The following is a 26,655-nucleotide window of genomic DNA, read 5'->3' as shown; positions in this document are numbered from 1 at the left end:
AGGAGTGAGCCTGCTCGCGATAGGGCCCGCAAAATCAGCACAAATCCCAAGCCATAAAAAAGGGCCGCGATCCAAACAGATCGCGGCCCTTTTTTTGCCTTCAGTTAATGCCGATCAAACCGCATCCAGCTCCGGCTCATCCGCTTCAACATTGACCGTAGCCTTCACCACATCATGGCGACGGATGTACTTCCAGTCCGCCTCATCAATGTAGATCCCCGCCGGGCCGCTGCCACCTTCCAGGTCGATCGCGACACTGGCGCAGACCTGCGGCTTCACACTCGCCAGAATCGGCACGAAGCCCAGTTGCAGACTGGTTTCCAGCAGTGCAGCCTGGTTTTTCTCGTCGATGTCTGCGGCCTCGTCGAGGTAGTACGGCAGGCGCACGCGACCGGCCAGATCGCGATCCATCAAGTGCAGCAACAAGTACATGTTGGTCAGCGCCTTGATGGTCATGGTCGTACCGTTGGACGCCGCGCCATCAATGTCGGTGTGGATCACCGGCTGGCCGTTGACCTTGGTGATCTCGAAGGCCAGTTCGAACAAGTCCTTGAGGCCGAGTTGGTTGTGGTTCGCCGCCACCAGCCGCGCCAGGTATTCCTTGGCCTCTTCGTTCTTGTTGTCCTGCTCGGCACTTTGGCTGAGGTCGAACACCGACAGGGTTTCGCCTTCTTCGTACTGACCGGCGCTGTGGATGATCTGGTCGATGTGCTTGAGCGCTTCCTTGTTCGGCGCAAGGACGATGCGGAAGCTCTGCAGGTTGGACACTTGACGCTTGTTGATCTCGCGGTTGAACAGCGCCAGTTGATGTTCGAGGCTGTCGTAGTCGCTGCGAATGTTGCGCAGCGTTCGGGCGATGTCGGTGACTGCCGCGCGACGGGCCTTGCCCAGTGTCAGCGCTTCATCGGTGCGGTGCGCGTAAGCGTTGATCAGCAGTGACAGACGGCGCTCCATGTCGTCTTCGCTGTCGAACTTGGCCACGCCTTTCAGGCGCACTTGCGCGTACAGCGCTTCAATCTGGCCGTCGGCGCGCAGCAGACCTTGCCAGCTGTCCTGATAGTCGTTGAGCAGCGGCAACAGGTTATCCATCGAATCGTCGACCGGATCCATGAACGGCGTACCGAACGGCAGATCCGCCGGCAACAACTGACGACGGCGCAGCGCATCGTCGAGGGTGCGTTGTTTGGCTTCCATGTCAGCGATCTGGCGGCCGACCAGTTGCAGCTTGGCCGACAGTTGCTGGACGCGTTCGGTGAAGGCGTCACTGGAACGCTTGAGTTCGTCCTGCGCGCCTTCCATCTGCGCCAGTTGCTCGAGCTTGTCGCTTTCTTCAGCGCTCAAAGTCTGCGTGCGGCGGAAATCTTCCAGGGCTTTCTGCGCGTCCAGCACTTGCTGGTACAGCGCTTCGGTCTGGGTCTTGCTCGCGGCGCGGTCGGCGGCCACGGCTTGCTGGGTTTTCAGTTGCTTGAGTTCTTTTTCCAGACGCTCTTTCTGGTCGCGCAGCGCAGCGCGGTCAGCCAAGGCCTGCAGCGCCGGCGGCTCGATGTGCGAGATGTCGATGGACAAGCCCGGCACTTCGAAGCGCTCGCCCTTGAAGCCATCGAGAATCAGCTCGACCGATTTGACCCACTCGCCGTCGTCGTCGAGGGTGATGCCGTGTTCGCCCAGCGGCAGGCTGAACAGCGCGCTGTTGAACAGACGCATCAAGCGCTCGACGTCCTGTTGCGAGAACTCCTCGCGCAGACGGGCGTAGCTGTTGTTGTCGGCGTGATCGAGTTGCTGCTTCACCGACTTCAGGCGTTTTTCCAGATCGCGTACGCGCTCTTCCAGATCTTCCGCACTGAATTGACGCGATTGCGCCAAGGCACCGGCCAGTTCGTCGTGGGCGTCTTTGGCGGCGAGCAATTGTTGCTCGAGCACTTTGACGTCATCGACCAGGGCGAAGCGATTTTTCAGCACCGACAATTCGCCGAGCCAGCGCTGGATACCGGAAATTTCCCGCTCCAGACGCATCAGTTCCTGGGTGCCACCGCGCTGATCGTTTTGCAGACTGTCCTGCTCGCCACGGTAGTGGTCGGCCTGAATCGTCAGCTCTTCTTTGCGCGCACTGGCGTAGTCCGACCAGGTGCCGAGCAACGAATCCAGAAGTGGCGACAGGCGATGCAGTTTGCCGCGCAGCACGTCGCGCTGTTTCACGCCGTTGGCCAAGGCTTCAACCAACGGGCCGGCAGCGACCAGCGAGTTGTAGTCCTGTTCCATCCGGCGCACGTCGCGGAAGGCTTCTTCGCAGGCGGCGATGTAATCGACGCTGCCGGAACGCAGGCTGTGTTCGAAGGCATCGAGGAACAACTGCTTGAGCTTGGCCGCGGTGATTTCGCGCATGTGCAGCAGGTTGATAAACAGCGCACGGAAAGTCTTCAGGCTCTGTTCGCTGGTGGAGCGCAGTGGAATCAGGGTCAGATCCAAAGGAATCGACGTATGACCGCCCACCAGCAAACGACGCAGCTCATCAGGCTTGAGTTCGTAGGCTTTCAGGCCTTCTTTTTCAAGGTTGCTGAACAGCTCTTTCTGGCGCAGGCAGGTGTCGTTCTTCTGGTAATGCGCCAGATCGAGCTTGCCGGCGTAAGCAAAGAACTGGTGACCGAAACCGCCGCCCGGGCCGCGACCGACCACGCCGATCACGTGCGGGCCGTGGGGCAGATTCACTTCGACAAGGATGTAGCTGGTGTCGGAAGCGAAGTAGAAGCGCCGCGATTGTTCCAGGCTGTATTTGCCGAAACTCATGTCCGACATGCGCGCCAGAATCGGGAATTGCAAGGCGTTGATCGATGCCGATTTACCGAGGTTGTTCGCGCCGTAAACCGACAGCGGTTCTTCCAGCGGGAACAGGCCGAGGCTGTAACCGGCGGTGTTCAAAAGGGCAAAGCGGCGGATGCCGTAGCGTTCCTGGCTCATGCGTCGGACTCCTGTTCTTCGGCAATGGCGCGGGCCAGTGCGTCTTCTTCGCTCTCTTCTTCAAATTCGGAAAGATCGAGCGGGTCGTCGGTTTCGAGGAATTTGGCTTCGGCCGCTTCGTCGATCAGCACCGGTGCTGGCAACGGCAGCACGCTGTGCACGCTGGCCGCCAGATCACGGTCCTGCTGTACCGACAGGCAGACGTCGAGGAAGCGGTGCATCGGCGGCAGGAAGCGGTACACGCCGTTTTCTTCGCTGGCAAAGCCGAGCTGAGTCATGCGGCGCATGATCTTTTCTTCGAGTTCTTCAACGGTCTGCACTTCGGCCTGAATGAACAGGTCGCGGTATTTCTCCAGCAGCGATGGCAGCTCTTCGCGGCCGAGGCTGCCGCCATCGAGCACGGCAATCGGGTCGCGGCCCTGATCGGCCAGATGCTCGACGAGGATGAAGGTGAACAGCGCCAGACGCTGGGCAGTCTTGTTCACCGCCGCGGCGGCCATGTCCGGCACGAAGTAGTAGAAACCACGGGTATCGCAGACCAGTTCAAAGCCCAGCGCCTTGAACAGCGTGCGGTATTGATCCTGGAAGTTCGACAGTTGCGCGTACAGCTCCGGGTCGCGGCGGCTGACGTGGTAGCCCTTGAACAGCTCGCGGAAAATCGGCGCGAGTTGCGACAGTTCGGAAAGATCAAGATGCATTGGGGATGCTCGCAGAATTCTCGGCGGCGTTATCGCTGGCCGAGAGCAGGGCGAAGGAGCGCAGGCTGACCTGGTGCTCGTGAGTGTGGTATTCGCGGCGTTCCAGACGCTCGCGCTTGAAGCGTTTTTCCCGCGACAGGCGCGAGAACCAGTAGAGCAATTCGTCGGTGGCGCCGTCCGGTTCCTGTTCCAACAGCCAGGTCATCAGATCCGGCATCGGCAGGGCTTCTTCGCAGCGGTCGACCATCTCGCGAACGGTGCGTGGCGCGCGTGGGGCTTCGCCTTTCTGCGTTTTGTGCGCTTTCGGGAAGCGCGCCGGTTTCGGCTCGAATCGCGCCAAGGCATAAACGTAGGCTTCGACCTGACTGGCGCTGCCGAGGAAGGTGCTCTGCGGGCGGGTAAACAGCGGCATCGCCGCTTGCGGCACGGCGTCGATGCCTTTGCGGCGAATCGCTGCCAACGCCAACGCGGCGCCACGGGTCACGGCGTTGTGCCGACGCGCTTCTTCACGCAGCGGCAGCAGCAGTTCACGGGCATGACGCAAAGTCAGCTGGGCACTGGTCTGCATTTCGAGGATGCGCGCGTGGGTGCGCAGCAGCATGTCGTCATCGACCAGATGGCCGAGGCGCTGCTGTTCGCTGAGCATCTTCAGCAGCACGGTTTCGACCTTGCGCACGCCTTGTTCGAAGGCGCCGTCGGCGTTGACCAGATCGATCATCGGCTCGACATATTCGTCCCACGTCGCCAGCACTTCGGCGTAACGCTGACGCAGCGGAATTTGTCGATCGCTGGTCTTCGCGCGCTCGGCGACGGCGACCAGGGCCTGTTCGTCGTTGTCGAGCTTCTTCAGCACATCGCGCACGCGCATGTCGAGCAGGCGCAACTGGCGCGCGAGGTCGTGGCCGTCGCGGATGTCGAACGCGTCCTGGATGTAACCGGCCAGACGCTCGAGGTGACGCAGATAGGCTTCGATTTCCAGGCACAGGCCCAGCCGGTGCTCACGACGCAGGTAAGCGAGGAAGTCGTGAATCTGCGCATTCAGCTCGAAACGGTTCGGGCTTTTCGCCACCGGAATCAGAATATCGAGGCGAATCCACACGTCGAGCAGGCTGGTGATGTCCTGCGGTGTGCTGTCCAGTTGTTGGGCGGCCAGTTGCGAGCGCAGTTCGTTGAGGCTCAATGTGCCTTGGTCGAAATGCTCACACAGTGGCTCAAGCAATGCCCAGTGTTCAGCGAGGGCGCGCAAGACGCGCTTGGGTTCGATCATCGGAATGCCCGGCTGGTTGGCAATGAAAAGCGGCGATTGTACTGCATCACGAAGGATGCGATTCACTCTCGGGACGGACTGTCGCTTTCTTTAGACCAAGTCTATCGATCAACAACGGGCGATCTTGAGCGAACGGCGGTAGAATCAGCGCACTTCAGTTATCCACAAGTGGCCGACCCTTGCTAATCGAGTCCCGCCGCCGCGCCTATTTGAACGCCATGCAGGTGGTCAACTGGCTGCCGCGCACCGAATTGCCTTTCGCCGCGCCTTCACGGCCCGAGCTGCTGGACATGCCCGAGCCCGAGGTAGAGGCGCCGGTGGTGCTTGCGCCTGCGGTCGAAGCGCCCGCGCAGCCTGCCGCTCGTCCGGCCGAACGGCCGAAGATCGAAGTGCCGCGTCCTTCGTTGGCCAGCACCCGGACCAACGCCAAACCGGTGGAAGAGGCCGACGACACGCCGGTTGTCGCCAAACCGGCGCCAGTGCCACCGCCACGTTTTGCTCTGCAATTGCTTCGTGCCGGGCGCTGCCTGTTGTTGGTCGAGTTACCCACAGGTGAACCGTTCCAGAGCCGTGATCCGGCTTATCTGTTGCTCAAGGACATGCTGCGCGCCGCCGGTCTGCCGGATGCGCCGCAAATCGTCGGCGAACCGGTGCGTTGGCCGTGGCTCAATCGCGGCACCATGGATCAGGGCCCGGACGCGGCGCGCGACTTCGTTCAGGGTTTCCTTTCGGTGCAAATGGAAGCCGCTCCGTGCGCCTGCCTGTGGCTGATCGGCCTACCGGCGGTACGTTTTGCCGGTGAAGCGGATGCCGAAGCATTCAATCGTGAATTGCAGATCGAAGGTCTGGGCTCGGCCTGGGCCATTCCCGGTCTGGAATTGTTAATGGAAGAGCCACAGCGCAAGGCCGCTGTGTGGCAAGCCATGCGTCGGCTGATGGCGCGCTGGAAAGAATCGAATGAGTGACGCTGTATCGTTCCGCCCGATGACCGAGGCGGATCTGGAAACCGTGCTGAAAATCGAGTACGCCGCTTACAGCCACCCGTGGACTCGCGGGATTTTTCTTGATGGGCTGGGCAAGTACCAGATCTGGCTGATGTTCGAGGGTGAGCAGCAGGTTGGTCACGGGGTGGTGCAGATCATTCTGGATGAGGCGCATCTGCTCAACATTACCGTCAAACCTGAAAATCAGGGGCGTGGGCTGGGGCTGACGTTGCTTGAGCACTTGATGTCGCGGGCGTATGCGGCTTCGGCGCGGGAATGTTTTCTGGAAGTGCGTGACAGCAATACGGGCGCGTTCAAGTTGTATGAGCGTTATGGCTTCAATGAGATTGGCCGGCGTCGGGATTATTATCCGGCGGTGGGCGGGCGCGAGGATGCCGTGGTCATGGCTTGCACCCTGGTTGACTGATGACCTGTAGGAGCTGCCGAAGGCTGCGATCTTTTGATTTTGATGTTACGACCAAGATCAAAAGATCGCAGCCTTCGGCAGCTCCTACAGGGGGGCACGTCTGCTAGCGGTTGCCATCCAGCGGATCACGCCGCGCCAGTTCCGCCTCATCCAGCCCATTGCCACCGCCGATGTCATCTTCATCGACAATGCTCAAATCCCAATCCGCCTGATTGCCTTCCCCGGCCTCTTCGGCATCCCGCGCACCGTCTTCGTGAATCAGCGTTTCCGGGCTCAAGTCATCGTCGGTGGGTTCATGGTCAGCGGTCGATGCACCGGTAAAACCGGCCTCGCGCACCCGCTCACGCGGCATCAACTGCTCGCGCTCACGCTCGGGAATCTCATCACCGATTTTCGCGCTGGGCTGGTCTTCATCGAAATCCAGCTCATGCACCGAACCCATGCGGTCTTCGTTATCATCAATGGGTTCTGGTTGCACCGCATCGTAAGGGCGTCGTGAATCAGTCATGGCAATTCCTCATACTGTGGGCCTTACTTAGGTGGACTCGCCGGGCACACGAGAATTCCAATGAAATCACTTGCGTTGGCGGCGTGACCCCGACGGGCGGTCGTCTGTCATACCAGCGCATCTTTCTTGAGGCCTTACAGCATGCATGACTTACAAGACCTGATTGATAACAACGAACGTTGGGCTGACGCGATCACCAAGGAAGACCCGGATTTCTTCGCCAAACTGGCGCGCCAGCAAACGCCGGAATATCTGTGGATCGGCTGCTCCGATGCGCGTGTGCCGGCCAACGAAATCGTCGGCATGCTGCCGGGCGATCTGTTCGTGCACCGCAACGTTGCCAACGTGGTGCTACACACCGACCTCAACTGCCTGTCGGTGATCCAGTACGCGGTCGACGTACTCAAGGTCAAACACATCCTCGTCACTGGCCACTACGGCTGTGGCGGTGTGCGCGCGTCAATGCAGGATCGTCAGTTTGGCCTGATTGATGGCTGGCTGCGTTCGATTCGCGATCTGTACTACGAGAAACGCGAAGAACTGGCCAAGCTGCCGACCGAAGAAGAGCAGGTTGATCGGATGTGCGAACTCAACGTGATCCAGCAAGTGGCCAACGTCGCGCACACCAGCATCATCCAGAACGCCTGGCATCGTGGGCAGAGCCTGTCGATCCACGGTTGCATCTACGGCATCAAGGATGGTCGCTGGAAAAGCCTGAACACCACCATCAGCGGTTTTGAGCAATTGCCGCCGCAGTATCGTTTGCGTCCGGTTGGCGCTTTGTAACCGGGCTGTCAGCGCAAACCCGAGAGCCGCCAGCGCTGTAAAAAGTGCTGGCCCTCGATACTGGGTGGCTCGTCGTGACCGGTGATCCACCCTCGACAGCGTTTGGCTGCGCAGCCGCAGGCAAACTGATGCAGCAGTTTGTCTTCGGTGGCGGCGTAGTCCATGGTCAGCCGCTCCCCCCTGTGGATATCTTTTAACGCCCACAACCACAGCTCGCTCATGTCGAGAAATACGTTGGGGTCGCACGCGTGTTCGATCAAACCGCAAAAGCGCGGATCGTAAATGTGGATGCCCGTCAGCATTTGTCGGGTCTGTCGGCAGCGATAGGGCAGTAGTTGCCCGGACACCCGGCATATCCGATGACTTTGCACAAACTCGCTTCGCGCTGCGACCGCCATAGGGCTGCCGTGCGCATCGTGGATGATTTCGAAATCGGCACTGGCGGGAAACCCCAGTCGCACGGGCAAACCGGCGAAGGGGTAAATACCTTCAGTATCGCGTGGCGCCGATTGCGCCATGGCGTGGATATTCATAACAGTCCTTGTCGCAAAGGTTTTGCGACTTCTTTGGGTTGACGTCCTGTCAGCACTGCAATACTTCTGTTTGGATCCAATCGTGTCGTATTAGGTATAGCCGGTCTACTGTCAGATCTGACAGGCGATTTAGACGCTTTCCCGCGTCAGCATTGGCTGACACGGGAGCGCTTTCGGCGATTACAGGTGCGGGGCGGGAACGGCGGTGGCCGGCAGCGGTGCCTGCAATTGCTTCAGTTGCGCCTTGATCGGGGTGGTCGCGCACTTGGCGACGGCCTGATCCGGGGTCAGGTTGCGGATCGAGGTGTAGAACAACTCGCAGGTTTTGACCTTCTGCGTCACCTGCCACGTCTGTGTGCAACTGTTGAGGGTGGCCTGCGCATCGCTGCCCGGTTTGCTGCCCATGCCAGCCTGCCAGCAGGCCGCGCTCAAATCCTGACCCATGACTTTCAGACCCGCAGCATCAGCCTTGGCCTGGGCGTCGTCGCCGGTGTAGCTTTTCGGGTCAGCGGCATACCAGATATAGCTCGGATGGTTGGAACCCAGCACCGGCACTTTCACGCCTTCGCTTGGGCTGATCGTCGCCAGGCCCAAGACATTCACGGTTGGCCCGTATTGTTGCTTGATCCAGTTACGCACCGGTGCGCCGAACGCGACCATTGGCAGCGTCGTGCCGCTGGCGGTCTGGCTGAACTGTTTGACCAGGGTGGTCTGGTAGTCCTTGAAATAGTCATACACGCCTTCCAGATCACTGCCGGCGTTGGACGGTGCCGCGATCGGGGCGATGTCGATAATGGTCTGGAACGCTGGTGTCTGGGCGGCGGGGATGCCGTTGTCGGTCAACAGAGTCGCCCAACGATCAGTGGTGTTCGAACGCAGATAATCCTGCGCTTGCGTCAGCGAGTAATCCGGCGGGAAATGCAGCAACTCGACACTTTTGCGGTTTTCCAGAGCCATGCCCAGCGGCAGGAACAGGTACCAGCTGTAGGCCCATTTGCCATCGGCGTTGAGCTTGCTGGCGCCGGTGTAGGCCAGATCCCCGGCGTCCAGCAGCGCCGACAGCGGTTTATCGTAATCCTTTGGCACGCCGGTGATTTCGGCGTAGAGCTGGCCGTTGTCGGTTTTTACCAACACCTTGGCATCGGCATAACCATCGCGTTGCACGCTCTGGCTCAGGTAATGGGCGACGGTCTGTTCCAGCGTCCAGTTGCGGAAGCAGATCACGCTGCAATTGTTGGGGTAAGCGAAGAGACGGGTGACGCGTTCGGTGCTGCCCAGTTTCAGATCGACATCGGCGTGGGCGGCTGCGCTCAGTGTGAGCGCGGCGAGTGTGAGTCCTGCGAGTTTGAACATGCTCAGATCCTTTTCAGCGTGGGTTCCCCCGCGTATCGGGGGCGCCTCATAGTGGATCAGCCGCGTTTGACAGAGAAGCCGTCATCGGCAGATTTTTGCGCAAACTCGCAGGGCGGGTTTTCAAGCCTGAAAATGCAGGGCGTTGGTCAGATCGCCCATGGGTTTCTGACCCCGGGCAATCATCGCCTCGTCCCGTTGCTTGAGGCCGTCAAGGGTCTCCAACTGGAAGACACGGGTGATCAGCCGCAGGATCGACGCGGTGTCGTAGACCGTGTGATCCACCGTGCCTTTGCGCGTGAACGGCGACACTACCAGCGCCGGCACGCGTGACCCCGGACCCCAGCGGTCGCCCTTGGGCGGCGCGACGTGATCCCACCAACCACCGTTCTCATCGACCGTGACGATGACCACCATGTTTTTCCACTGGGGGCTTTCGCGCAGCACTTTCAACGCACGCACGATATGTCGATCCCCGGAAGCCACATCGGCATAACCGGCGTGCATGTTCAGGTTGCCTTGGGGTTTGTAGAAACTCACCGCCGGCAACTTGCCCGCTTCGGCATCGGCGAAGAACTTGTTGCTGCTCGATTCGTCACCCAGACCGGCATCGCGCAAGCGTTTATTGCGTTCGGCGGGGTTCTCCGGACCTTGCTGCTTGAAGTAGTTGAACGGCTGATGGTGATACTGGAAGTTGGGGATTTTCGGAATGCCGCCGGAATCCTTGTACTGATCCAGCGTCGCCTGCCACGCACCGGCATACCACGCCCAGTCAATGTTCTTTTTCGACAACTTGTCGCCGATATGCTCGTGGGTCTGCGGCACCATGACGTTGGGCAGATCCGCTTTCGAATACGCCGGGCGCTCGGGGTCGCGAATCCAGGTGGGCCAATAGGGCGGCGCGAGGGTGTTGACGCCAAAGCCGTCCGGGGTCAGCGCACTCGGGCCGAACTGCGGCGGGCCGCTCATGGCGCTGGCCGGCGATGCGTCCAGCGGCTTGAGGCGCGGATCGGCCGGATCATCGCTTTGCAGCGCGGCGATCTGCGACTTGGCCACCGAATTGGCTGCGTCCGGATAGAACGGCGCGGTGGCGCTGATCAGGTACTGGTGGTTGAGGAACGAGCCACCGAAGGCGCCCTGAAAGAAGTTGTCGCACAGCACGAACTCCTGAGCGACGTCCCACAGGCGCAGGGAATAACGGCTCTGCGCGTAATGACCCATGGTCAAACCACCGGAGTCGGCCCAAGCGACGAAGCCGTCGTTCTTGCCACCATTGATCTGCATCTGGTTCTGATAGAACACGTGCCACAAATCGCGGGTCACCAGACCGAATGGCAAGTCTTCGCCATTCGGGCCTTTGAGGGCGAACGGTGCATTGGGCAGGTTTTCCTGAAACTGCGTGGCGCTGGGGTAAGACACGCCATCGAGGGTTTGCGGGCCGATCTGCAGGACGCCGCCCCAAACGGGTGGCAGGGTTTGCAGCAGCGAGCCGTCGCGGTCACGTTGTTGATAGTCGCCGGGCTTGAGTGCGGCCAGCGGCTTTTCGACACCGGGGAAATCACCGAACAGATTATTGAAACTGCGGTTCTCGGCGTAGATCACCACCACGGTTTTCACCTGATCGCGCAGGGACTTGTCCAGTTCGGCGGGCGTCAGCGGGCGCTCGGCCGGTTTGCCCGGTTGATCACCTGCGCTGCCACACCCGGCCAGTGTGGCTCCGACACCGAGCACCGCGACGCCGCCGAGGAAGCGGCGGCGACTGGTGTCGGTGGGTTGATTGGATTCAGCTGCGTCAGTGCCGTCTGTGTCGTCTTTCATCGTTCAGCCCGTTTTGCTTAATTGTTTCAGTATGTTTCGGGCGGACGCTAGCAAGGGAATATGACGGTTGGGTGACAGAGCGTTTTGTCGTTGCGCTCCTAGCCGGGCATGAGCTGGGTGAGCGAATAGCCGAGCCTGCTGGCCGCTGTTACGGCGGTCATGACCACCAGAAACAGCAATTGCAGCGGACTGAAGTGCGCCCAGTGCAATGCGGTCAGCCATGGGCGGCGGCTGCTCAGTTCCGGATCGAGCGAACCGATACGGCGTTTGTGCACCAGCCCGATCAGGAGCGTGCCGACATAAGTGAGCGCGCCCAGCGGCCCGAGCATCAGCGAAAACAGCAGCACCATCATCCCTTGCGGTACTCCGTGGCGTATCAGCAGCCAGCGCGTGTCAGGGTTCCATTTGCGCGGTATCAGCCATTCGGTGAGCCACAGGTCCGGCACGATGACATAGGACGTGAGCACCACCCACCAACTCAGGGCAAAGCGAAAAAACCATACCGGCACGCAGGCAAACAACATCGGCATGAAGACGAGGTGCATGGCCGTTTTTTCTTGGGAGGACAGATGTTGCAGGAGCAGCGCCAAGGCAATCGCTGTCCAGACCCACACCCAGGTTTCGGCGGCAATCGGTCGTGGAAAGAACCGTCGCCAGTAAAAAACATCGGCATAAGGCAAACGTGCGAGCAGCTCGGGGAAGCGCCACGTGAGCTTTTCCGACAAGTCATGGCAGGCCTGCCATTCATTCTGGCCAAAGCCGTCGATGATTTTCTTTTGCTGCAGAGGCTTGAGCGGGTTGATCAACAAGTGCGCCGCCTGAACATCGGCCGCCCACGTGCGGTCGCTTTCAGCCTTGGCGCGCAGATTGTCGTAGAAACTTTCCTGCTCGCAGCGTTCGATCAAGGTGTCCCAGAGCCAGTCCGGTTGCGGGTGCAGGCCTTTGTTGTGATCCCAGCCGAACAGTTGGCCGATGCGGTCGAACAGCGGCACGCTCCACTCAGTGTCATTGAGCAAGTGCAAAAGGGTTTGCTGCCATTGTTCGCGGCGATCGAATACCTGCAGCCACGGTTGAGCGCTGTAGCGTTTGAGCACGTTGAGAAATTCGCGTTCGCTCTGGCTTTCGAGCAGCGCTTGCAGGGCGTTTCGATAATCGGCCATCAGGCTTTCGGCGAGCAGGTCGCGCTGGCGATCATTCATCAGCACGTCTTGCCACGGCCCTAGCCATCCGAGGTGCTCGACGGCCCAGTGCAGCACTGGGCTGCGCAATTGTGGCTGGTCAAAACACCGTTGCAGCAGCAGCCTTTCGAACGCCTTGGCGCAGCTTTGCTGTTGCGCCTGATCCCAACGCTCGCCGAGATTTTCTGGCGACAGTCCCTCAAGCAGTTGCCGTGCGGCCTGCGCTTCAAGCACATACGCTTCTGTGTCCGGGGCCGCCGTCAGTGGCTCGACAGGCAAAACATCATCCTTCGCCGGCGGTGCAAAAGGCTCTGGGGCTGCCGGGTTGACGGGCGGAACGTCGAGATCGGCAAATTCCCACGGCTGGTTTTGCCGGTGGCTGTGTTTGTTTGCCAGCGCAGCATCGAACGCCAGCGCGGCAAAGGCGCTGGACGCCGTGGCGACGTCGGTGTCTTGTTCCTCCTCGGGTTCAGCGTTTTCAAGGCGCCACCGGGCAATCGCCAGCGCTTGCTCGTAGGCTTCGCGCAGGCGCTGGAAACCTTCGGCATCCTCATCGGGGCGGAAGGTTTTCAGCAGCCGCGCATAGGCGCGCTTGATGTCGCGGGCTTCGGCGTCATCGTGCAGGTGCAGCACCGACCAGCAATCCATGGCCAGACTCCTTATTGCCACGGGGTGCGGTCGAGTTCGCTCAGGCGTCGGCTCAAATCGGTGCGCACTTCGCGGATCTGGCGCTCATCCTGAGAGTCGAGCGCGATCTGGAATTGCTTGGCCCAATCGCCCATCAGATCACGCAGATCGCCCAGGCTTTCCTGATAGAGGCGCTCCAGACGTGCACTGAGCAGCGTGTTGACCTGCTGCTCGCGCGGATGAATCTTCAGTTGTGCGAGGTTCGCCAGGCGTTGCTGGATCTCCTCGGGTGACAGCACGCCGGGGTTGTTCTCGATGACCAGCGAATGCTGTTGCCCGGTCAGGGGGATTTTCACCTGGGCTTCGAGCAGACCGTTGTTGTCGTAGGTGAAACGCACGTCGAGGGCAACTTCGCCGGCCTTGCGTTTCGGCACCTTGATGTCCAGTTCGCCGAGTGCCACGTTGTCTTTGACCAGACGGCTTTCGCCCTGAAAGATGCGCACGACCACCTGTTCCTGATTGTCGTGCAGCGTGTACACGGTTTTCACCCGACTGACCGGCACGATGCTGTTGCGCTCGATGATCGGCAGGTAGTGGCCGCTCTCATAGTTGCGGCCGACCTGCGTGGAGGTCTCGATGCCCAGCGTGTAAGAGCAGACATCGGTCAACACCACTTCTTCCAGCGCTGCGGCGCGGGCCTTGAGTGCCGCCTGAATGGCTGCGCCCTGGGCCACGACCTGATCCGGGTCGAGGGTGATCGACGGGAACCGGCCGAACAGCCCGGCAGCGAGTTTGCGCACCAGCGGCATGCGCGTGGTACCGCCGACCAACAGAATCTCGTCGAGATCGCTGACGCGGATGCGCGCATCGCGCAGCGCCCGTTCAATCGGCGCGCGCAGACGTTCGAGCAGCGGCATGTACAGCGTCGCCAACTGCTGTTGAGTAATGGTGTGCGTCCACTGCCGCTCACCGAGTTGCAAGCGGAATTCGGCGCTGTCGTCCTGACCCAGCGCCTTGCGCACGCGCTCGGCCTCGCGACGCAGCGGCTGGATGACGCTGCTGCGCTCCGGGAAGTCTGCGGCGGAACGGTGCTGGCTGATGAAGTGCTCAAGCAGCACGGTGTCGAAGTCTTCGCCGCCGAGGAAGTTGTCACCGGCACTGGCGCGGACCTCCATCACGCCTTCGAACAACTCCAGAATCGACACGTCGAACGTGCCGCCACCGAGGTCGAAGACCAGGAACGAAGTTTCCTTGTCCCGTTGATGCAGTCCATAGGCGAGGGCGGCGGCGGTCGGCTCGTTGATCAGCTTCTCGACCTTCAGCCCGGCCAGTTCGCCGGCGATGCGCGTGGCTTTGCGTTGAGCGTCGCTGAAGTAGGCCGGGACGCTGATCACCGCTTCGGTGACGGTTTCGCCAAATGCGCGCTCGACGTCTTCTTTCAGACTCTTGAGCACCAAGGCGGAGAGTTCTTCCGGGCGAAACGCCTTGTCCGCCAGGTACGTTTGCGTGGCGCTGCCCATGTGGCGCTTGAACAGCGAAGCGGTCAGGCGCGGATGCGTGTGCAGACGCTCGCGCGCCGCCTGACCCACCAGAATCCGGCCTTGATCATCCAGGCCGACGACGCTTGGTGTCAGGAACTGGCCCAGGGCATTGGGCACCAACTCGGTGGCATCGCCCCGCCAGACGGCGACCAGGCTGTTGGTGGTTCCCAGGTCAATCCCTACGATCATTGCAACGAACTCCCTTTGCGCTTGGTAAAAAATGGAAACATTTATGGGCGCGCAGAATATTACCGAGGGTGCGATGCGGTAAAGCAGGATGATGGCTCTGAGCCATTATTTGCGACAGGCAGCCCGACACACGGCTGTTTCAGGAGAAAAATGCGGGCGCGGCCAGCATGACCGCGCCCGCTTTGTTACGGCATCACTGGCGGCGTATACGCCAGTGTCGTCCCCAGCGCCCACAACAACAGCAGCACCAGCGGCGTGTGCACCAGCAGTTGCACGAAGGAGAAACCAATCAGATCCCGCGCCTTCAACCCCAGCACGCCCAGCAGCGGCAGCATGTAGAACGGGTTGATCAGGTTCGGCAACGCTTCGGCGGCGTTGTAGATCTGTACCGCCCAGCCGAGGTGATATTGCAGATCATTGGCGACCTGCATCACGTACGGCGCTTCGATGATCCACTTGCCGCCACCCGACGGAATGAAGAAACCGAGAATCGCTGAATACACGCCCATCAGCAGCGCATAGGTGTCGTGGGAGGCGATGCTGACGAAGAACGTCGAGATGTGGTGCGCCAGGGTTTGCGCGTCGGTGCCTTTGACCGTGGTCATCAGCGCGGCAATCGAGCCATACAGCGGGAACTGAATCAACACGCCCGTGGTGGTCGGCACCGCCCGGGCCACGGCATCGAGGAAACTGCGCGGACGCCAGTGCAGCAATGCGCCGAGCATGATGAACAGGAAGTTGTAAGTATTGAGCCCGGAAATCGCGGTGATCGCCGGTTTGGTCGAAAACTCATGGAACAGCCATCCCGCCGCCAGCAGCACCAGCACGATGATCAGCAGCGGACTGTGTTCGAGCCATTCGCCCGGCCGCGTGCGCGGTTGCAGCAGAGGCAGGTTGAAGGCCGGGTCGATGCCGCAGGCCTTGGCATCGCGAGCCGAGTTCGGCCCGGGAGCGGTGGCGTAGGCAATGATGATCGAGATCACGATCAGCGCCAGCAGCATGACGCCGGACTGCCAGAGGAAAATCGTTTCGGTGAACGGAATCACCCCGGTGATCGACAGGATCGACGGCGGCAGGCTGGCGGGGTTGGCCTGCAATTGCGCAGCCGACGACGACAAGCCCAGCGCCCACACCGCGCCAAGGCCCAGATAGGCAGCGGCGCCGGCAGCGCGGTAATCCATTTTCAGATCGGTGCGGCGGGCGAGGGCGCGCACCAGCAAACCGCCGAATACCAAGGACAAGCCCCAGTTGAGCAGGGACGCGACCATCGAGATCAGCGCCACCCACGCCACGGCGGAACGGCCGTTTTTCGGGATGCGTGCCAAGCGATCAATCAGTTTTACAGCGGGCGGCGAACTGGCGACCACGTAGCCGCCGATCACCACGAAGGCCATCTGCATGGTGAACGGAATCAGACTCCAGAAGCCGTCCCCGAAGGCCATCGCCGCATCGGTGGGTTTGGCGCCCATGGCCAGTGTGGCCAGGGCGACGATGATCACCGCCAGCGCGGCGAATACCCAGGAGTCGGGAAACCAGCGTTCGGCAAAACTTGAACAGCGCAGGGCAAAGCGTGCGGAGCGGCTATCTTCGATATCAACGGCCACAGGGAGTACCTCGGATTTTTTATGGTTATTGTGGTCCGCGGGAACGCTCGCCGATCTCGACAACACAGAGATCCCTGTGGGAGCGAGCCTGCTCGCGAAGAGGTCGGCACATTCAACATTGAGGTTGCCTGAACTGACGCTTTCGCGAGCAGGCTCGCTCCCACATGGGGTTTACGGCGGTTGGCCGGCGTTGGCGTGGTCCCGCTGGACAGGCATTAACAGTAATTCAACTGCCGATGCTTTGTGAGCAGGTTTTGCAAAACCGGGACTATGGTCTAACGGGTTGTCCACCAGCCCATTTGCGTAGACCATGGGCGCCTTGGTTTTTTACCTGTTTCCGAGTTCTTTGCCATGACTGCCCAATCCCCGGCCAAACCTGCGCCGTTCAGCCGTTCCGACTACAAAACCCTCGGCCTCGCGGCCCTTGGCGGCGCGCTGGAAATTTACGATTTCATCATTTTCGTATTCTTCGCCCTGACCCTCAGCCAGTTGTTCTTCCCGCCGGAAATGCCCGAATGGCTGCGTCTGCTGCAAAGTTTCGGGATCTTCGTCACTGGTTATCTGGCGCGGCCGCTGGGCGGGATTCTGATGGCGCATTTCGCCGACAAACTCGGGCGCAAGAAAGTCTTCAGCCTGAGCATCCTGATGATGGCGCTGCCGTGCCTGCTGATCGGCATCATGCCGACTTATGCACAGATCGGTTATTTCGCACCATTGTTGCTGCTGGCGCTACGCATCCTGCAAGGCGCGGCAGTCGGCGGTGAAGTGCCGAGCGCCTGGGTGTTCGTCGCCGAGCACGCGCCGGCCGGTCATCGCGGGTATGCCTTGGGATTTTTGCAGGCCGGGCTGACGTTCGGTTACTTGATCGGCGCACTGACCGCGACCTTTCTCGCGCAAGTCTTCACACCTGCTGAAATCCTTGATTACGCCTGGCGCTATCCGTTCCTGCTCGGCGGTGTGTTCGGCGTGATTGGCGTTTATCTGCGCCGCTGGCTGAGCGAAACCCCAGTGTTCATGGCCATGGAAGCGCAGCGCGAGGCACGGGTCGAGCTGCCCTTGCGCACCGTTCTGCGCGAGCATCGTCTGGCGATGTTGCCGGCGATGCTGCTGACTTGCGTGCTGACCTCGGCGGTGGTGGTGTTCGTAGTGATCACCCCAACCATGATGCAGAAAACTTTCGGCATGACCGCCAGCCACACCTTCGCGCTCAGTGCCTTGGGCATCGTGTTTCTCAATATCGGCTGCGTGATCGCCGGGTTGCTGGTCGATCGTATTGGCGCTTGGCGCACGGTCATGCTGTATAGCTTGCTGCTACCGTTGGGCATCGGCGTGCTGTATGGCTGTTTGATCATGGGCGGCGAATGGATTGGCCTGGCTTACGCCGTCGCCGGTCTGGCGTGCGGTGTGGTTGGTGCGGTGCCGTCGGTGATGGTCGGGTTGTTCCCTGCGCGTATCCGCGTGTCAGGCATTTCCTTCACCTACAACATCGCCTACGCCGCGTGGGCAAGCATCACACCGCTGCTGCTGATCGGTCTGATGCCGTGGAGCCCGTGGATTTGTGTGATGTTCTGCGCGGTGATGGGCATGGTCGGCATCGTCAGCGCGGCGTATTTCGGCGCGCGCATGCCCCGAGTCGGCAGCCAATCCGTGGCGCCCTGTTCCTGAAGGCGAGTTAACGGCCTCAGCGCAAACCCGCGGAGGCCGTTACGTCAGCCAGTGCCACCACAGTAACGTCCCCGCCAGGCCTACCACCGAGACGATGGTTTGCAGGATCGACCAGACCCAGATCGTCTGTTTCAGTTGCAAGCCAAAATACTCGCGAACCATCCAGAAGCCGGCGTCGTTGACGTGGCAGAAGAACACCGAGCCGGCACCAATCGCCAATGCCACCAACGAACTTTGCGTCGCGGCGAGGCCCGCCATCATCGGCGCCAGAATCCCCGCCGTCGTGGTCGTGGCCACCGTCGCCGAGCCTGTGGCCTGACGCAATGCCACAGCGATCAACCAGGCCAGCAACAGGTACGGCATATGCGCGCCTTCGGCGACTTTGCTGATGGTCTGACTGACGCCGGCATCCAGCAATGTCTGCTTCAAGCCGCCGCCGGCGCCGATGGTCAGCAACAGCACGGCAATCGGCGCCAGACTTTTGCGCAGGGTGCCGCCGACGTCTTCACGGGGCATGCCGTTGGCCCAACCGAGGCAGATCACCGCCGCCATCACCGCAATGCTCAGCGCCACCAACGGTTCGCCGAGAAACTTCAGGCTCAGGGCGACGCTGCTTTGCGGGCTCATCGCGACTTTCGCCAGGGTGCTGCCGAGCATCAGCAGCACCGGCAGCAGAATGATCAGCAGCGACATGGCGAAACTCGGCTGGCGCGGCGCTTTCGGCGGCGCACTGAACAACGCGCCGAGTTCTGCCGGCTCATCAATGTGCATGCGTTTCGACAGCCAGTTGCCGTACAGCGGCCCGGCCAGAATCACCGCCGGGATGGCGATGCTGAAACCCAGCAGCATGGTCAGCCCAAGGTCGGCATGCAACGCGCTGACAGCAATCAACGGCCCGGGATGCGGAGGCATGAGAGCATGCAGCGTGGTCATCCCGGCCAGCGCTGGAATCGCGATTTTCAACAGCGGCTGACCCGAACGGCGAGCCATGACGAAAATGATCGGCACCATCATCACCAGGCCCACTTCAAAGAACAGCGGCAGGCCGATCACCATCGCCACCAGCGCCATGACCCACGGCAACGACTTGCCTTTGCCCAGCCCGAGCAAGGTCGACGCAATGCGGTCGGCGGCGCCGGATTCGGCCATCAGCGCACCGAGCATCGACCCCAGCGCAATGATGATCCCCGCTTCACCGAGAATCGCCCCGGCGCCCTTGCTGAACGCCTTGGCCACGTCTTCGGGCGGTAAACCAGCGCCGACACCGGCAATGAAAGTACCGATCAGGATCGATAGAAACGGCGGCAGTTTAGTCGCGCTGATCAACACGATAATCGTCGCAATGGCCAGCAGACAGCAGAGAATCAGGCGGGTGTCGTGAACCATCCAGGCAGCGGTCGATAAATCCAAAACGGAACTCCTTATCGGGCGGATACCTGCAACATATTGTTGCAATTTGCCTTGAGGATACCCGATATAGCCGGGCCAGAGCGCTGGGTTTTGCAGTCGCTCGGTGGGGAACAGAACAGACCAGTGGCCTATCGAGATTATTTTTGACTGACCGGTCGCAAACGCTCTTCAGAAAAGATTTTCAAGGCCGATGGCTAGGCTGCATCCCGCTTTCTATCCTGCCCATCGGTACTTTCCCATGTTCAACAAACGCCTGAAGCAAGAGCTGGCCGCTCTTCGTGAAGAACTCTCCAGCCTCGTGCAGGTAAAGGAAAGCCTGGAAAGCGAGATGCTGGTGCTGAACCTTGAGCCCGACGGGCGCATTCAATCGGTCAACCAGAACTTCCTCACCGAGATGCTCTACAAGAGTCAGGACCTGATCGGGCGGGCGATTGAAGACATCGTCCCGGCGCATGTGAAGACTGACGAGTTCCATCACCGCTTCAAAAACGCCATGAACCGCGGCGAACATTTCGCCGGTGCCGTGCGCCTGCTGCGCGGCAATGGTGAAGAAGCGTGGCTGCGTTCGATCGTGCAACCGGTGCGTTCCTCGGATGGGCGCATCAAGCACATTTCGCTGTTCGCCAGCGACCTGACCCGCACCATCGAAGCTTCTCGTGAACACGAAAACCTGATCGGTGCGCTTGTGCGTTCGACCGCGGTAATCGAGTTCGACCTCAACGGCAATGTGCTGAACGCCAACGATCGCTTCCTCAGCGGCATGGGTTACAGCCTGGCGCAGATCAAGGGCAAACATCACCGCATGTTCTGCACGCCGGAGGAGTACAACAGCGCCGAGTACCAAAACTTCTGGCGCCGTTTGAACAACGGTGAGTTCGTGGCTGATCGCTTCAAGCGTGTCGACAGCCACGGTCGTACGGTCTGGCTGGAGGCGTCCTACAACCCGGTGGTCGATGCCAACGACAAACTGTACAAAGTGGTGAAGTTCGCCACCGTGATCACCGATCAGGTCAACCGCGAGCAAGCCGTCGCCGACGCAGCCAGCATCGCCTACAGCACCTCGCAGCAAACCGACAGCACCGCCCAGCGCGGTACCACGGTGGTGACCGAAGCGGTCAACGTAATGCGAGATCTGTCGCGGCACATGCAGGCTGCCGGTGAGGGCATCGAGGCACTGAACGAGCAGTCGCAGGTGATCGGTACCATCGTCAAAACCATCAGCGGCATTGCCGAACAGACCAACCTGCTGGCGCTCAACGCTGCCATCGAAGCGGCCCGTGCCGGCGAGCAGGGCCGAGGCTTTGCGGTGGTGGCCGACGAAGTGCGACAACTGGCCTCGCGCACCAGTCAGGCGACCGAAGAGATCGTCACTGTGGTGCGGCAGAACCAGGAAATGGCGCGCAACGCCGTGGCGCTGATGACCGACGGCAAGCTTCAGGCCGAACAAGGGCTGGCGCTGGCGGCCGAGGCGGGCACGGTGATCGTCGAGATTCAGGACGGTGCGCAGAAAGTCGTGAATGCCGTCGGCCAGTTCGCCAATCAACTCTCCCACTGACCTGCACCCAACCCCTGTAGGAGCTGTCGAGTGAAACGAGGCTGCGATCTTTTGATCTTGATTCCGAGGATCAACATCAAGATCAAATGATCGCAGCGTGCCGCAGCTCCTACAGAGTTTTCACCTGCCTGTATTTCGATGCTGGCGCTACAATCGGCTCCTTTTTCCCGGAGCAGATCCCATGAGCGATTCCCACCGCCGCCCGGTGCCCCTGAACAAAGCCTACCGTTTGCTCAATCACGGGCCGACCGTTCTGGTCAGCGCCGCCCACGACGGTCAGCGCAACATCATGGCCGCCGCCTGGGCGATGCCGCTGGATTTCGAGCCACCGAAAGTTGCCGTCGTCCTCGATAAATCGACTTGGACCCGCCAGTTGCTCGAAGCCTCCGGCTCCTTCGTGCTCAATGTGCCTTGCGTCAATCAGGCCGACATCGTGCAAACCGTCGGCAATACCTCGGGCTTGGAAATCAGCCAAACCCAAGGGCAAGACAAGTTTCAGGCGTACGGCTTGCAGACGTTTACCGGCGAACAAGTCGAAGCACCTTTGCTCGACGGCTGTGTGGCCTGGCTCGAATGCCGTTTGCTCCCGGAGCCGCGCAATCACGAGCAATACGATCTGTTCCTCGCCGAAGTCATCGCCGCCCATGCCGATGAGCGTGTGTTCAGCGACGGACGCTGGCATTTCGAAGGGCACGATGGCTTGCGCACCTTGCACCACGTGGCGGGCGGGCATTTCCTGAAGATTGGTGACGCGGTGGATGGCAAGACGTTAGCGGTTTGAATACGGCTGATGGCAAAACATTACCGGATGTTGCAAGGTAGAGAGCATCGTCAAACCTATCAGGCGCATGCCCATGGATCTTTCCTTTTCAAGTTATCTGGCGCCGCTGCTGTCGTTGGCCCTGTTGTGGACGGTGGCCGTGGCCACGCCCGGCCCGAACTTCTTCAACATCGCGCAACTCGCGGTCAGCCGTTCCCGCCGTCATGGCGTGGTCGCGGCGCTGGGCGTAGCCAGCGGAACCGTGTTGTGGGGGCTGGCGGGGGGCTTGGGCATTCAGTCGCTGTTCAGTGCCGCGCCGACGCTGTACCTGAGCTTCAAGATTGCCGGCGGCTGTTACCTGATCTACCTCGGGCTCAAGCAGTTCAAGCGCAAGGCGCCGATCGTCGCGGGTACGCTGGATGACTCGCAGCAAACGTTGCTCGGCGCTTATGGCCGCGGCTTTCTGGGCAACATGACCAATCCTAAGTCAGCTCTGTTCGTCGCGACAATCTTCGCCACCGCCATGCCGGCTCACATCCCGCCACTGTTACTGGCGCTGGCGGTGCTGACCATGGCGACGCTGTCGTTCAGTTGGTATTGCTGCGTAGCGCTGTTCTTCGCCAGTCGCCGGATTGCTGGTGTGTATGAGCGTTCGCGGCAATGGCTGGATCGCTTGGCCGGTGGTTGTTATTTGCTGTTTGGGGTGCATCTGCTGGCTAATCGCTGAGCCGACTGATCTTCCAAGTTAAATCAGTTGCATGAAAAAAGGCCTACCTCGCGGTAAGCCTTTTTTGTTTGCGTCCTAGCCTCAATCCCCCAATGCTTCGCCTTCCCGCCGTGGATCCGCGCCACCTTCCAGCGACGCTTTCCCCTGCGCATCCTTGACCCGCACGATGGCCTGGGTGCCGCTGGTCATGTCGATTTCATTCACTGCGTGCCCTTTGTCTTTCAATGCCTGAATCAGCGCCGGGCTGAACTGGCCTTGTTCCAGTTCGGTGGGGCCGTTGCGGCTGCCGAAGTTGGGCAGGCTGATGGCGCTTTGCGGGTCGAGGTTCCAGTCGAGCAGGCCGACGGTGGTTTTCGCCACGTATTCGATGATTTGCGAACCGCCGGGCGAGCCGACGGTGGCGACGAATTCGCCGCTGTGGCGATCAAAGATCAGTGTTGGCGCCATCGACGAGCGTGGACGTTTGCCGGGTTCGACGCGGTTGGCGACTTTCTGGCCATTCTCTTCCGGGATGAACGAGAAGTCGGTCATCTGGTTGTTCAGCAGAAAACCCTGAACCATCAGGTGCGAGCCGAACGCGGCCTCGATGGTGGTGGTCATCGACACCGCGCCACCGAGGTCATCCACCGCGACCACTTGCGAGGTGGAGATGCGCAGCGGCGAGCGGTCCGGGGCGTAGGCAACCTGCACACCCGGTGGCGTGCCTGGTTTGGCGCTGCCCATGCTGCGTTCGCCGATCAGGCTGGCGCGGCTGGCGAGGTAACCGGGATCGACCAAGCCTTTGACCGGCACCGGCACGAAGTCGGTGTCGGCGACGTATTGCGCACGGTCGGCGTAGGCCAGACGTTCGGCTTCGGCGATCAGATGCACGGCTTGCGGATCCGGTTCGATGCCGGCCGGTTTGTCGGTTTTCACTGGTTTGAGCGGCGTCAGGGAAAGACGTGGATCGCGGGTTTCCAGCGTCTGCAACGTACCAAGAATCTGCGCCACGGCGATCCCGCCCGACGACGGCGGCGGCATGCCGCAGACCTGCCAGCGCTTGTAATCGGTGCACAGCGGCGCGCGTTCCTTGGCCTGATAGCGCTGCAGATCGTTCAGCGACAGGCTGCCGGGGTTGGCGTGACCCTGCACCTTGGCGACGATTTCTTCGGCGATCGGGCCTTTGTACAACGCGTCCGGGCCCTCGTTGGCGATGCGTTTGAGCACTGCGGCCAGCGCCGGGTTTTGCAGGCGCGTGCCGACGGCTTTGACGCTGCCATCGGCGTTGAGGAAATACTTGGCCATGTCCGGCGACTGGCGGATGACTGGATCTGATTCCAGCAGCGAGTGCAAACGCGCAGAGATCGCAAAGCCTTGCTCGGACAGTTTGATCGCCGGTTCAAACAGCTTCGCCCATGGCAGGCGACCGTGTTGTTGATGCGCCATCTCCAGCGCGCGCAGTACGCCCGGTGTGCCGACTGAGCGACCGCCAATCTGCGCCTGCGGGAACGACATCGGCTGGCCATCGGCGCGCAAGAACAGTTTCTCGGTCGCGCCGGCCGGTGCGGTTTCGCGACCGTCATACGTGCGCACCTGTTTACCGTCCCACAACACGATCATCGCGCCGCCACCGATCCCGGAAGACTGCGGCTCAACCAAGGTCAGCACCGCTTGCATCGCAATCGCCGCATCAATCGCCGAACCGCCCTGACGCAGCATCTCGCGACCAGCCTCGGCCGCCAGTGGATTGGCAGCGGCGGCCATGTGTTTACTGGCGTGACGGGTTTGCAGATCGGTGCGGTAACCGGAAGCAGCTTCAGGTGCCAGCGGCAAAGTCGAGGAGGGCGGGGCGTTGCACGCAGTGAGGGTCAGGGCGCTGATGATCAGCGTCAGGGCAGGCAGGCGAAAGCGGCTCAAGGGCAAGGCTGAAAACACGCGGGCTCTCCGTCCGTGGGATAAAAGTCTCGGGGACTTTATCGACCGCTCGGTCGCGACGCAAACCGATGGGCATTTTTGTCTTTCTTTTCGGGGCGGATGTTCGCTAGGGTCAACCGCAATCGATCTACCGCACACGTCCCCTTGTAGGCCTTCGCCTGCTCGCGATAGCGTCATCACATTCAACATCATTGCTGACTGAACCACCGCTATCGCGAGCAGGCTCACTCCTACAATTACAAGATCAACAAGAGGCTGATATGCACAGCGAGTTCCCCGCCGAATCCAGCTACCGCGATCAACGCGAGCAGTTCATCGCCGCCGCCAATGCCGCCGGCGCCACGCTCTCTTCCTACGCACATCCGCGTTGCGGGCCATTCGGCGAACCGCTGAGCACCGACGTCGCCGTGCTCGGTGATCCACAGGCCAAACGCCGACTGGTAACGCTCAGCGGTACGCACGGAGTCGAGGGCTATTACGGCTCGGACTGTCAGATCGATTGGCTGAAAACCTTCGCACCCGGATCGCTGCCCAAGGATGTCGCGGTGGTCATGGTTCACCTGATCAACCCATGGGGCACAGCGTGGTTACGCCGGGTCAACGAAGACAACATCGACCTCAACCGCAATCACCTCGATTTCACCCGGCCGCTACCGGATAACCGCGCGTACGCCGCACTCCACGAAATCTACGCCTGCACCGATCTGCATGGCCCCGAGCGCCAACGCGCCGATGCCTTGCTCGATGCGCAGATCAACGAATACGGCTGGCCAGCGGTGATGTCGATTGTCGAGGGTGGTCAACACAGCCATCCCGACGGACTGTTTTACGGTGGCCGTGCGCCGAGCTGGTCGAACCGCACGTTGCATCAAATCATCGAAACGCATCTGGCTGGCGCTGAAACCGTGATGTGTTTTGACCTGCACACCGGCGCTGGCGAATACGGCCATCCGATGTTGCTGACCATCACCCAGACGCCTTACCCGGCACTCGCGCAGGCCCAGGCAATTTATGGCCCATGGCTTTACACCCTGCACACCGGCGCCGACACCTTGAGCGAAACCGGAGTGGCAGCGACGGCCACGGGGTACACCTCGCAGGCGTTGCTCAAGGCCTTGCCGGACGTGCGGTTGATGCCGTTCGTGATCGAGTGCGGGACGTATCCGGGGCCGGATGTGCATCGGCATTTGCGTGATGACCAGTGGCTGCATTTGCATGGCGATCCGCTGGATGCTGTAGGACGTGAAATCAAACTGAATCTGCTCGAGCAGTTCTATCCAGCTGATCCGGATTGGCGCGCAATGGTCGGTTTGCGCACTCGGCAAATCTGGGCGAAAGGTTTGTCGGCGTTGGCTTGCTGAAAAGGCATTTCGCGCTTGTAGTACTTCGCTCCAGCTTGGCGGTTGCTCCACATTTCTCCTACAGACTTTTCAGGTCGACAACTTACGCGCCGCTGCCTGAGGATATTTTCTGTTGTTTTTTCCAGGATGGATTTCAGATGAAAAGGATGAGTCCGTTGCCAATCAACTCTATTTTCAGTCGGCCATTGTCATGAGTATTTCCAATGAGGATCGCGATTTTCTGGTGGCGATGGGCAGTCGCATTGCGCACTTACGCACAGTGCACGAGATCACACAGACTCGGTTTGCACGGGCTTTAGGTCTTTCCCGGCAAACCTTTCAGGGCTACGAGGAGGGCACGCGCAGCATGCCGGTCACGACGCTGGTGAAGATGGCGTTTGCGCTTCGCGTGCCTGTTGAAGATCTGCTCGGGGTTCCCTCGTACACGCAGATGCCCAGACGCAGCTTGACCTCGACGTGGTATCGACGGCTGCAGTCCATCAATGAGCTCTCGAAGGTCCAACAGAAGGTCATTGCGCAGATGATCGACGCCTTGATCGCACAGGCAGCGACCAAAACGAGCAACGAACAGAAGGATATTTTGAAGTAACAGATTACCGAGACTTTTCTCGAGGCATAAAAAAACGGCCTACCTTTCGGTAAGCCGTTTTTAGTACTTGGTGGCTACACAGGGACTTGAACCCCGGACCCCAGCATTATGAATGCTATGCTCTAACCAACTGAGCTATGTAGCCAAGTGGCGCGCATTATTCCCCTGAAATGGAAAAGCGTCAAGCGTAAATTTAAAAATTTTTTCTAC

21 protein-coding genes, 1 tRNA gene and 1 pseudogene are annotated in these 26,655 nt (G+C 60.5%); 10 read left to right on the top strand and 13 right to left on the bottom strand.

The annotated features are described in order from the left end of the window. Positions 1-114: 114 nt before the first annotated feature. From mksF to mksB, 3 genes are read right to left on the bottom strand one after another with little or no spacing between them, the layout of a single operon-like run. Positions 115-2,955 (bottom strand): Mks condensin complex protein MksF, encoded by a 2,841-nt coding sequence (gene mksF / locus AC3IUF_RS25155; RefSeq protein WP_489279614.1) that lies wholly within the window; start codon positions 2,953-2,955, stop codon positions 115-117. After that, positions 2,952-3,653 (bottom strand): Mks condensin complex protein MksE, encoded by a 702-nt coding sequence (mksE, locus tag AC3IUF_RS25150; RefSeq protein WP_007912968.1) that lies wholly within the window; start codon positions 3,651-3,653, stop codon positions 2,952-2,954. Before mksE ends, mksF begins: the two co-directional genes overlap by 4 nt. After that, on the bottom strand, positions 3,643-4,920 hold the full coding sequence (gene mksB, locus AC3IUF_RS25145; protein ID WP_414893553.1) for an Mks condensin complex protein MksB: 1,278 nt from the start codon (positions 4,918-4,920) through the stop codon (positions 3,643-3,645). Before mksB ends, mksE begins: the two co-directional genes overlap by 11 nt. 218 nt (positions 4,921-5,138) lie before the next feature. On the opposite strand from mksB, the gene AC3IUF_RS25140 reads away from it, so the two are divergent. Together AC3IUF_RS25140 and rimI are read left to right on the top strand one after the other, a co-directional pair. Next, on the top strand, positions 5,139-5,885 hold the full coding sequence (locus tag AC3IUF_RS25140; RefSeq protein ID WP_007912965.1) for a hypothetical protein: 747 nt from the start codon (positions 5,139-5,141) through the stop codon (positions 5,883-5,885). Further along, on the top strand, positions 5,878-6,330 hold the full coding sequence (gene rimI, locus AC3IUF_RS25135) for a ribosomal protein S18-alanine N-acetyltransferase (protein WP_007912963.1): 453 nt from the start codon (positions 5,878-5,880) through the stop codon (positions 6,328-6,330). Before AC3IUF_RS25140 ends, rimI begins: the two co-directional genes overlap by 8 nt. 103 nt (positions 6,331-6,433) lie before the next feature. Here rimI and AC3IUF_RS25130 read toward each other — a convergent pair whose 3' ends face one another. After that, the gene (locus AC3IUF_RS25130) at positions 6,434-6,838 is read right to left on the bottom strand and encodes a hypothetical protein (protein WP_007912958.1); all 405 of its coding nucleotides are present in this window, start codon (positions 6,836-6,838) and stop codon (positions 6,434-6,436) included. Between the two features lie 141 nt (positions 6,839-6,979). Between AC3IUF_RS25130 and can the strand changes: the two genes are divergently transcribed. Then, positions 6,980-7,624, top strand: coding sequence for a carbonate dehydratase (gene can, locus AC3IUF_RS25125; protein ID WP_007912954.1), 645 nt, complete (start codon positions 6,980-6,982; stop codon positions 7,622-7,624). 8 nt (positions 7,625-7,632) lie between these two features. On the opposite strand, the gene AC3IUF_RS25120 is transcribed toward can, so the two are convergent. The 6 genes from AC3IUF_RS25120 to AC3IUF_RS25095 all read right to left on the bottom strand — a co-directional run bounded on the left by AC3IUF_RS25120 (position 7,633) and on the right by AC3IUF_RS25095 (position 16,464). Next, positions 7,633-8,157 (bottom strand): SET domain-containing protein-lysine N-methyltransferase, encoded by a 525-nt coding sequence (locus AC3IUF_RS25120; protein WP_007949698.1) that lies wholly within the window; start codon positions 8,155-8,157, stop codon positions 7,633-7,635. A gap of 180 nt (positions 8,158-8,337) precedes the next feature. Then, positions 8,338-9,510: a hypothetical protein gene (locus AC3IUF_RS25115; RefSeq protein WP_007912948.1), complete on the bottom strand. Its 1,173-nt coding sequence runs from the start codon at positions 9,508-9,510 to the stop codon at positions 8,338-8,340. 120 nt (positions 9,511-9,630) lie between these two features. Further along, positions 9,631-11,325 carry an acid phosphatase gene (locus tag AC3IUF_RS25110; RefSeq protein WP_489279610.1) on the bottom strand — a complete coding sequence of 565 codons (1,695 nt, stop codon included), beginning with the start codon at positions 11,323-11,325 and terminating at the stop codon, positions 9,631-9,633. Between the two features lie 98 nt (positions 11,326-11,423). Next, positions 11,424-13,151 carry a J domain-containing protein gene (locus AC3IUF_RS25105; protein ID WP_489279608.1) on the bottom strand — a complete coding sequence of 576 codons (1,728 nt, stop codon included), beginning with the start codon at positions 13,149-13,151 and terminating at the stop codon, positions 11,424-11,426. An 11-nt stretch (positions 13,152-13,162) separates the two neighbouring features. Then, positions 13,163-14,860, bottom strand: coding sequence for a molecular chaperone HscC (locus tag AC3IUF_RS25100; RefSeq protein WP_007912942.1), 1,698 nt, complete (start codon positions 14,858-14,860; stop codon positions 13,163-13,165). 185 nt (positions 14,861-15,045) lie between these two features. Beyond that, positions 15,046-16,464 carry a short-chain fatty acid transporter gene (locus AC3IUF_RS25095; RefSeq protein ID WP_489279607.1) on the bottom strand — a complete coding sequence of 473 codons (1,419 nt, stop codon included), beginning with the start codon at positions 16,462-16,464 and terminating at the stop codon, positions 15,046-15,048. A 351-nt stretch (positions 16,465-16,815) separates the two neighbouring features. Here AC3IUF_RS25095 and AC3IUF_RS25090 point away from each other — a divergent pair, with 351 nt between their 5' ends. Beyond that, positions 16,816-18,129, top strand: coding sequence for an MFS transporter (locus tag AC3IUF_RS25090; RefSeq protein WP_007912938.1), 1,314 nt, complete (start codon positions 16,816-16,818; stop codon positions 18,127-18,129). Between the two features lie 39 nt (positions 18,130-18,168). Here AC3IUF_RS25090 and AC3IUF_RS25085 read toward each other — a convergent pair whose 3' ends face one another. After that, complete coding sequence (locus AC3IUF_RS25085) at positions 18,169-19,539, bottom strand: GntT/GntP/DsdX family permease (protein WP_007912937.1); 1,371 nt, start codon at positions 19,537-19,539, stop codon at positions 18,169-18,171. A gap of 190 nt (positions 19,540-19,729) precedes the next feature. On the opposite strand from AC3IUF_RS25085, the pseudogene AC3IUF_RS25080 reads away from it, so the two are divergent. From AC3IUF_RS25080 to AC3IUF_RS25065, 4 genes and pseudogenes are all read left to right on the top strand, one after another. After that, positions 19,730-20,554 (top strand): annotated as a pseudogene (locus AC3IUF_RS25080) (PAS domain-containing protein); the annotation flags it as partial. Beyond that, the gene (locus AC3IUF_RS25075) at positions 20,534-21,094 is read left to right on the top strand and encodes a methyl-accepting chemotaxis protein (RefSeq protein ID WP_371748318.1); all 561 of its coding nucleotides are present in this window, start codon (positions 20,534-20,536) and stop codon (positions 21,092-21,094) included. The pseudogene AC3IUF_RS25080 and the gene AC3IUF_RS25075, both read left to right, overlap by 21 nt. A gap of 181 nt (positions 21,095-21,275) precedes the next feature. After that, positions 21,276-21,875 carry a flavin reductase family protein gene (locus AC3IUF_RS25070; RefSeq protein ID WP_489279604.1) on the top strand — a complete coding sequence of 200 codons (600 nt, stop codon included), beginning with the start codon at positions 21,276-21,278 and terminating at the stop codon, positions 21,873-21,875. A 73-nt stretch (positions 21,876-21,948) separates the two neighbouring features. Then, positions 21,949-22,581 (top strand): LysE family translocator, encoded by a 633-nt coding sequence (locus AC3IUF_RS25065; protein WP_489279603.1) that lies wholly within the window; start codon positions 21,949-21,951, stop codon positions 22,579-22,581. Between the two features lie 81 nt (positions 22,582-22,662). Here the strand turns inward: AC3IUF_RS25065 and ggt are convergent, their stop codons facing one another. Then, positions 22,663-24,495, bottom strand: coding sequence for a gamma-glutamyltransferase (gene ggt, locus AC3IUF_RS25060; protein ID WP_489279601.1), 1,833 nt, complete (start codon positions 24,493-24,495; stop codon positions 22,663-22,665). Positions 24,496-24,755: 260 nt separating this feature from the next. On the opposite strand from ggt, the gene AC3IUF_RS25055 reads away from it, so the two are divergent. Together AC3IUF_RS25055 and AC3IUF_RS25050 are read left to right on the top strand one after the other, a co-directional pair. Then, a complete protein-coding gene (locus tag AC3IUF_RS25055; RefSeq protein ID WP_489279600.1) occupies positions 24,756-25,856 on the top strand; it encodes a DUF2817 domain-containing protein in 1,101 nt (366 codons plus the stop codon). Positions 25,857-25,968: 112 nt separating this feature from the next. Continuing rightward, complete coding sequence (locus tag AC3IUF_RS25050; protein ID WP_489279598.1) at positions 25,969-26,445, top strand: helix-turn-helix domain-containing protein; 477 nt, start codon at positions 25,969-25,971, stop codon at positions 26,443-26,445. 68 nt (positions 26,446-26,513) lie between these two features. On the opposite strand, the gene AC3IUF_RS25045 is transcribed toward AC3IUF_RS25050, so the two are convergent. Beyond that, positions 26,514-26,590, bottom strand: a tRNA-Met gene (locus AC3IUF_RS25045). Between the last annotated feature and the right edge of the window lie 65 nt (positions 26,591-26,655).

The organism is Pseudomonas sp. KH_040, assembly GCF_057839305.1.
The sequence above is the reverse complement of the archived record's forward strand: the minus strand, read 5'-3'. Positions and strand labels throughout refer to the sequence as shown.